The sequence below is a fragment of the Aminobacter sp. P4_H6_2 genome (genome assembly GCF_056400805.1).
The window spans coordinates 1-5,822 of record NZ_JBFUKO010000343.1 but is presented as its reverse complement, the minus strand read 5'-3'; the positions used below and the strand labels follow the sequence as shown (position 1 = coordinate 5,822).

5 protein-coding genes are annotated in these 5,822 nt (G+C 62.2%); all 5 read right to left on the bottom strand.

Annotated features, from left to right (window positions below):
- Window positions 1–448: NfeD family protein (locus AC1DUU_RS21130; RefSeq protein WP_476785358.1), on the bottom strand; the 448-nt coding region annotated here is incomplete at its 3' end.
- Between the two features lie 25 nt (window positions 449–473).
- Window positions 474–1,424, bottom strand: a complete 951-nt coding sequence (locus tag AC1DUU_RS21125; protein ID WP_476785357.1) for an SPFH domain-containing protein — start codon at window positions 1,422–1,424, stop codon at window positions 474–476.
- 118 nt (window positions 1,425–1,542) lie between these two features.
- Window positions 1,543–2,757, bottom strand: a complete 1,215-nt coding sequence (locus AC1DUU_RS21120) for an NAD(P)/FAD-dependent oxidoreductase (RefSeq protein WP_476785356.1) — start codon at window positions 2,755–2,757, stop codon at window positions 1,543–1,545.
- Between the two features lie 69 nt (window positions 2,758–2,826).
- Window positions 2,827–3,891 carry a ferrochelatase gene (gene hemH, locus AC1DUU_RS21115; protein ID WP_476785355.1) on the bottom strand — a complete coding sequence of 355 codons (1,065 nt, stop codon included), beginning with the start codon at window positions 3,889–3,891 and terminating at the stop codon, window positions 2,827–2,829.
- 126 nt (window positions 3,892–4,017) lie between these two features.
- The coding region (locus AC1DUU_RS21110) for a 5'-nucleotidase C-terminal domain-containing protein (RefSeq protein WP_476785354.1) at window positions 4,018–5,822 on the bottom strand (1,805 nt) is incomplete at its 5' end.

The window sequence follows — 5,822 nt, the reverse complement described above, 5'->3', positions numbered from 1 at the left end:
CCAGTTCCAGATCGGCGTCCGCGGCACTGATGACACGCACCTGCGTGCCGACAGGCAGGTCTGGACCGGAAACGCGCCATGTCGTGTCGCCGAGCTTGATCCGTCCCCGGCCTTCCTTGATCGGCTCGGTCAGCGTTGCGGTGCGCCCGATCATCTGGGCGCCGCGGCGGTTGAGCAGCGGCTGGTCGGAGACATCGCCACGCCCGCGCACGATCTGCTTGCCGATATAGGCCGAAGCGAGCGCCAGGACGAGGAAGAGCAGGACCTGAACCTGCCACCCCCAGAACGCGGCGTCCCACAAAAGCAGCGAGATCGCGCCGACGATAAGTGCGGCAATGCCGATCCACAACAGGAACACGCCAGGCGCGAAAATCTCCAGCGTCAGCAGGATGAAGCCGAGCAGCATCCAGTTCCAGGGACCGAGTTCGGCAACGATGCGGGCGATCATTTGCGGTTCCTCAATGCACCTGCGCTCAGCTCTGCTCCGGCGGGATGCGCGGCGGGCGCGATGCCTGGCGCTGGGCACCGTTGGTGCCTTCGCTGCGGAATACTTCCTTGGCGATGGCGCCGATGCCGCCAAGCGAGCCGATCAGTGACGACGCCTCGAACGGCATCAGCACGATCTTGTTGTTGGGCGATGCGCCGATCTTGGCGAGAGCTTCGGTGTATTTCTGGGCGACGAAGTAGTTGATCGCCTGGACGTCGCCCTTGGCAATTGCTTCCGACACGACCTGGGTGGCGCGGGCTTCGGCCTCGGCGGAGCGCTCGCGCGCTTCGGCGTCGCGGAAGGCAGCTTCCTTGCGGCCTTCGGCCTCGAGGATCTGTGACTGCTTGAGGCCCTCGGCGGCCAGGATCTGGGCGCGCTTGTTTCTTTCGGCCATCATCTGGCGGCCCATCGACTCGACGAGGTTGGCCGGCGGGTTGATGTCCTTGATCTCGACGCGGGTGAGCTTGATGCCCCAGGGGTGTGCTGCTTCGTCAACGACACGCAACAGGCGCTCGTTGATGGCGTCGCGGTTCGACAGCAATTCGTCGAGGTCCATCGAGCCCATCACGGTACGGATGTTGGTCATGGTCAGGTTGAGGATGGCGTTCTGCAGGCCAGACACCTGATAGGCAGCCTGCGGCGCGTTGAGCACCTGGTAGAAGGCGATGCCGTCAACAGCGACTATGGCGTTGTCGCGGGTGATGATTTCCTGCGTTGGAACGTCCAGCACCTGCTCCATCATGTTCATCTTGGCGCCGATGCGGTCGATGAAGGGGATGATCAGGTTGAGGCCAGGCGTCAGCGTCTTGGTGTAACGACCGAAGCGCTCGACCGTGTAGTTGTAGCCTTGCGGAATGGTCTTGATGCCGGTGAACAGCACAAACAGCACCAGGACGACCAGTGCCGGAATGATAATGTCGAAACCGCTGATTTCCATTCGGCTGACCCCCTAGAATTGAGCGTGGCGGCAAGACGACCGCATCCGCTTGATGTCGAAAGACTTAAGGGTCTTTCCAGGCTGTTACAATCATGTGCCGGCGGATTGTCGGCTGTTCTCAACGACCAAAGCCGAACAAATCGGTGTCTGAGTCCTCGCCGCCTGAAATGGCCGCGCTGACGATCTCGGCTGCGATGCGCGAATAGGTGATGCCATTGCCGCCATAACCCATCACCGCATGGATGCGCGGATGGCGAGGTAGTTTCCCGATTTGCGGCAGGCCTGTGGGCGTGGTGCCGAATGAACCTGCCCAGGCGAATTCAGGCGTCGTTTCGAGCTTGGGCAAAAGCGCCTTCAGCTTGCGCGAGATACGCTCGGACTTTTCGGCGATCAGCATATCGCGTCGGGCTTCGTCGGTGAAATCCTCGTCCTCGCCGCCGCAGATGACACGACCGTCGCCGGTCGCCCGCAGATAGAGGTAGGGTTCAGAGGCTTCCCAGATGAAGGCGGCACCCGGCCACAGCGCCTGCTTTTGCGGTCGCGTGGCGATCGCCCATGTCGAGATGATCTTGTGGCCTGTCGCCGGAACGAGATCGGCGACGAGTTCGTATCCGGTTGCCAGTACGACGTGGCTGGCCGTAATCGTCGGGCCGCCGGCCGTTGTTACGACCACGTCGTCGCGGCTGTCCTTGATGCCGGTTGCCTCGGCAGGTGCGTAGAAGCGCGCCTTGCGTTCGAGCGCCTTGCGGAAAAGCCCGACGGCCAGCTTGCGCGGATCGAGTGCCAGATTGCCATGGCTGAGGATAGCGCCATTGCGCTTGATGCCGAATTTCTCGCGCAGTGACGATGGTGTCAGATAGGTCGCATGGATACCGGCAAGTTGCCGAGCTTCGGCTTCCTTGCGCAGCGCGCTTGGGTCGAGCACATCGCCAGCCAGAAAGAGCGATTGCTTGATCTCGATGTTGCAATGGATGCCAAGTTCGGCGATGCGAGCCTGGAGGTTCATCACCGCGAGGCGCGACCGCCGCCAGGCGCGTTCGGCATGTTGCTTGCCGATCTGGCGCGACAAGCTTGAAAGTGGCTGGTCAATCTCGAACTGGACAAGGGCGGTGGTTGCCGACGTCGATCCCAGGAGTGGGCCGCGCCGGTCGATGCAAACGACCGCATGGCCAGCGTCGGTCAACGCCTCGGCCATCATTGCACCGCTGATGCCCATGCCGATGATGGCGACGTCGGTCTTGATGTCGCGCACAAGCTTGCCTGTGGCAACGGCAGGCGCGCGATAGGCGGACCAGACGGGCCGTCCGGTCCTGAGGTCGAGCTTGCGGGTCATTTGTGGCGGGCTCTCCGGGGTGTGCGCTCAACGCGCCGCCTCAAGAGAGGTTCCGCCTCCGGGCAGGGCTCAGACCCAGCCGGACAGTTCGCGCCTTGTGATCGTCTCGATGACCGCCATGCCCTCGGGGCTGTCGTTCAGGCACGGGATATGGGAGAAATTCTTGCCGCCGGCATGGTGGAAGATTTCGGCGTTTTCGCCGGCGATCTCCTCCAGCGTTTCGATGCAGTCGGCCGAAAAGCCCGGATTGACGATGGCGATCGATCTCACGCCTTCCTTGGCGAGCCGCTCGACAGTCTTGTCGGTGTAGGGCTGCAGCCATTCCTGGGCGCCGAAGCGCGACTGGAATGTGCTCATCAGCTTCTTGTCGCTCATGCCGAGGCGCTCGCGCAGAAGCCGTGTGGTCTTCACGCAATGGCAGTGATAGGGGTCGCCCTTTTTGAAATAGGGCTTCGGGATGCCGTGATAGGAGGCGAGGATCACCTCCGGCTCGAAGTCGAGCTTGGCAAGGTGCTGCTCGATGGAGCGCGCGAGTGCTTCGATATAGACCGGTTCGTCGTAGTAAGCCGGCACGCTGCGGATCGTCGGCTGTGCGCGCAGCTTCATCAGCGCGCGGAAAAACTGGTCGTTGGCGGTTGCCGTCGTCGTTGCCGAATATTGCGGGTAGAGCGGGAACAAGACGATCCGGTCGCAGCCCTGCTCGATCAGCTTCCTGGTGATGCTTTCAGTCGAGGGATTGCCGTAGCGCATGGCCCAGTCGACCACCACGTCGGGCAAGTCGCGCAGTGCTTCGGCGAGCTTTTCGCCCTGGGCACGAGTGTAGGTGCGCAGCGGCGACTCGTCGCGCTCGGTGTTCCAGATCTTCTTGTAGTTTGCGCCTGACTTCTTCGGCCGGGTGTTGAGCACGATGCCGTAAAGGATCGGATACCAGACGATGCGCGGCAGTTCGATGACGCGCGGGTCCGACAGGAACTCGCGGAGATAACGCCACATCGATTTCTGGTCGGTGCCATCGGGGGTGCCGAGATTGACCAGGAGAACACCGACCTTGCCCTTGCGCACTGCGGGATGACCGTTCGGGAACGGGCCGAGTGCCTTAGCCGATTTTTCGTTGATCGTCGTGGTCATGTTCATTCGGTGTCTCCGTAATGCGGGATACCTAGTTGAATGGTGCAGCCGTTCAATGTCGCGTCTGGCCGCACCCAAATACAAAGCCCGCCCGGCATGCCGGGCGGGCTTGTTTGGGACAAATGAGCCCTATCAGTTTACCGACGGGATCGAAAGCGTTCCGCCGATGTGCAGGTCCTTTGCCTTGGCATCCGGATTGGCCTCGGCGATCAGCTTCCATTTGGTCGGATCGCCGAGATAGGTCTTGGCGAGATCCCAGAAGGTATCGCCGGCAACCACTGTATGCGACTTCGCAGCTGCAGCTGACGCCGGTGCGGCCTCGGCAGGCTTGGCCGGTTCGACGGTCGGCGGGGTGTTGGCGATTTCCGTCGAAGCGCCGGGCAGGGCGGGCGTTGCAGGTGCTGCTTCCGCCGGCTTCGCAGGCTCGGCTGCCGCCGCTACGGCGATCTCGGTGATGCGGCCATCGAGCTTGGGCGTGAAGGGCCTGTTCTTGGCGAGGTAGTCGGCAACGACCTGTTCGAGGCTCGGACCGTAATCATAGGCGTTGGTGCCGTTCGAGGCGAACAGCTTGTAGCCGTCTCCGCCCTGGCGGACGTAGTTGTTGGTCGCCACCGTATAGACCTTGGCTTCGTCGATCGGCTTCCAGGCACCGCCGTCCATCACTTCCACCGACTTGACGCGGCCGGCATTGGCGGCGACCGACTTGTCGAAGGAATATTTGAGGCCCGAGACCTGCGGGAACTTGCCCTTGCCTTCCTCGATCTCGCTGACGCCGGCCTCAAGCGAGGCAACGATGTCCTTGCCCGACAGCTGGAAGGTGGCGAGCGTGTTCTGGAACGGCAGCACCGTCAGCACTTCGCCCATGGTGACGACACCCTGGTCGATGGAGGCGCGAATGCCGCCACCGTTCTGGAAGACGATGGTCACCCCCTGGTCCTTGACCCGGTCGAGGATGGCGTCGGAGATCAGGTTGCCCATTTCGCATTCGCGCGCCCGGCAGCTCTCACGGCTGCCGTCGATCAGGGCGGTGGTTTCCGAGACCTCCTTGTTCTTCAGTTCCTCGATCGGTGCGCCGAGCTCCTTGATGCGAGCAAGCACGGCCTCGTCGGGCTTGATCGAGTTGTCGAGGTAGATCGGGTCGCCCTTGGCTTCCTTGACGACACCGTTGTCGTCGAAGGTCACGGTGAACTCGCCGAGATATTTCGAGTAGGACGCCGCCTGGGTGACCGGCACCTTGTAACCTTCGGGGTTGTCGATCATCGTCGGATAAGGCCCTTCGGCCTTGGCGTCGGTGTTCGACAAGAGCGAGTGCGAGTGGCCGCCGACGACCACGTCGACGCCTGGAATCTTGGCGATCATCTCCTTGTCGCGGGGATAGCCGACATGGGTGAGCGCGATGATCTTGTTGACGCCCGCAGCCTTCAGCTTCTCGACTTCGGCGGTGATGTTCTTGACGTCGTCCTCGATGGCGATGTTGGGACCGGGCGAGGCGACCTCGGGCGTGTCGTTGGTGACGGCACCGACAATACCGATCTTCTGGCCGCCGATCTCAATCACAAGCGACGGCTTGATGCGGTCGCCGACCTTGGATTGCGCGTTGGGATGCACGTTGGCGGAAAGCACCGGGAACTGGATCTTCTCCAGGAACGGCACCAGCGCGTCCTCGCCGTCGTCGAACTCGTGGTTGCCCACGGTCATCGCGTCGAACTTCATCTGGTTCAGGAACTCGGCTTCAGCCGCGCCCTTGTAGGTGGTGTAAAACAGCGAGCCCTGGAAATTGTCGCCCCCATTGAGCAGCAGGACATTCTGGCCTTCGAGCTTCTTGCGCTGGTCGGCAATCGCCGTCACCAGGCGTGCCGCGCCCCCAATGCACTCGCCCTTGCCTTCTTCTTCAGCAGAGCAGGTCGATTCGAACTTGTTGTTGCTCTCAATGCGGC

Excerpts from the sequence above, each read along its gene's own strand:
- AC1DUU_RS21125 (WP_476785357.1), bottom strand. The coding sequence starts at position 1,424 with ATGGAAATCAGCGGTTTCGACATTATCATTCCGGCACTGGTCGTCCTG.
- AC1DUU_RS21120 (WP_476785356.1), bottom strand. The coding sequence starts at position 2,757 with ATGACCCGCAAGCTCGACCTCAGGACCGGACGGCCCGTCTGGTCCGCC.
- hemH (WP_476785355.1), bottom strand. The coding sequence starts at position 3,891 with ATGAACATGACCACGACGATCAACGAAAAATCGGCTAAGGCACTCGGC.